General features: G+C 45.4%; 1 protein-coding gene and 1 pseudogene. Both read left to right on the top strand.

Annotated features, from left to right (window positions below):
• Window positions 1-112: 112 nt before the first annotated feature.
• Window positions 113-617, top strand: a pseudogene (locus tag LG34_RS16165) (ABC transporter ATP-binding protein); the annotation flags it as partial.
• 252 nt (window positions 618-869) lie between these two features.
• Window positions 870-1,667, top strand: a complete 798-nt coding sequence (locus LG34_RS16160) for an ABC transporter permease (protein WP_109216990.1) — start codon at window positions 870-872, stop codon at window positions 1,665-1,667.
• Window positions 1,668-1,799 lie beyond the last annotated feature (132 nt).

The raw sequence follows: 1,799 nt of genomic DNA, 5'->3' as shown, positions 1-1,799 counted from the left end.
AGATGGGGGATTGGCTCCCACCACTGATACTAGCTTGTTTCTCACCACCCATAGAGGTGGGAGTCATCTCCCATCTGATATAGGCTCATTAAAACTGATAAGGAGGACTCTCATGCATTCGTTGTTTGAAATTCAACATCTGTCTTATGCATATCATACGATGCAGGGGGAAACCCCTGCTTTATCTGATATTACGTTTACCGTCAATTCCGGTGATTTTGTTGCCATCGTCGGTCCCAGCGGATGTGGCAAATCCACACTTTTAAATCTGCTGGCAGGCATGCTCACACCAGAATCCGGCACATTGCTTTTGAATGGTACGCCGCTGACCGCGGACAGCCGGCGCCACATCGGATATATGCTGCAGCAGGATTATCTGCTGGAATGGCGCAGCATCTGGAAAAATGTACTGCTTGGTCTGGAAATCCGCCATGAACTGACCGAAGAAAGCCGTGCTTATGCAAAGCAGCTTCTGAAACAATATGGTCTGGAAAAATTCTCCCAGTCGAAACCAAGCCAGCTCTCCGGCGGTATGCGGCAACGCGCTGCTCTGGTTCGCACCCTTGTATTAAAACCGGAATTACTGCTTTTAGACGAACCGTTTTCCGCACTGGATTATCAGACACGCCTGTCGGTCAGCAACGATATTGGTTCCATTATCCGCAAGGAGAAAAAGACTGCCATTCTGGTCACACATGATCTGGCAGAAGCTGTCAGTATGGCGGATCGCGTCATCATCCTTACTGCCCGTCCCGGACGCATCCAAAGGATCGTATCTGTCGCATTTCCTACGGATCTGACACCGATGGAACGCCGGGATCATGATGATTTTAAAACCTATTTCAATCTTATCTGGAAGGAGCTGCACCATGAAACGTCCTGAAACCACGCAGGAAACCTTCCTGTATCAACAACAGCAATACAAACGAAAAATACACTTTTTACGCATTTTTATTTTTGTACTGTTTCTCGTTCTCTGGGAGCTGGCAGCAGATCTGTCCTGGATCAATGACTTTATTTTCAGTTCCCCGAAACGTCTTGTCACCTGTTTTATTCAAATGCTGATGGAAGGAACCATCTGGCAGCATGTCAGCATCACACTGTTGGAAACCATGATCAGTTTTGTGCTGGTCATTCTTTTTACCATTCTGATTGCAGTTTTGCTCTGGGCAAAAAAATCGGTCTCCGATGTGTCGGAACCATATATGGTTGTGCTGAACAGTCTGCCAAAATCTGCCCTTGCACCACTGCTGATCGTATGGTTAGGTGGCAATTATAAAACCATCATCGTCACTGGAATGTCTGTAGCAATTTTTGGTTCGATTTTAAGTCTTTATCAGGGATTTTTAACCGTTGATCCCAATCAGATGAAACTGATTGAGACATTGGGCGGAAACCGGCAAGCTGTTTTAACAAAAGTCGTATTTCCGTCCAACATTCCAAATCTGTTTTCCATTATGAAAGTGGATATCGGACTTTGTCTGGTCGGTGTTGTCATCGGTGAATTTATCTCTTCCCGTCGCGGTTTGGGATATATGATCATTTATGGCAGTCAGATCATGAAGCTGGACTGGGTAATTCTCGGGATTGTGATACTCTGTCTGATTGCTATGGGATTGTACCAGCTGATTGTGTGGTTGGAGAAATGGTATCTGAAGAAGATGTAGTTTAAACTATCTCAAAATCGCTATATTGGCAAACGTGAAAACGCTGTATCCAGATACTGTTCCGGATACAGCGTTTTACCTCAGTCGAGAAGACTCCCACTTCTGCAAGTGGTGAGTAATAACAAGTCTTTC

The sequence above is a fragment of the Eubacterium ramulus genome (assembly GCF_003122485.1).
Classification (GTDB): domain Bacteria; phylum Bacillota; class Clostridia; order Lachnospirales; family Lachnospiraceae; genus Eubacterium_I; species Eubacterium_I ramulus_A.
The sequence above is the reverse complement of the archived record's forward strand: the minus strand, read 5'-3'. Positions and strand labels throughout refer to the sequence as shown.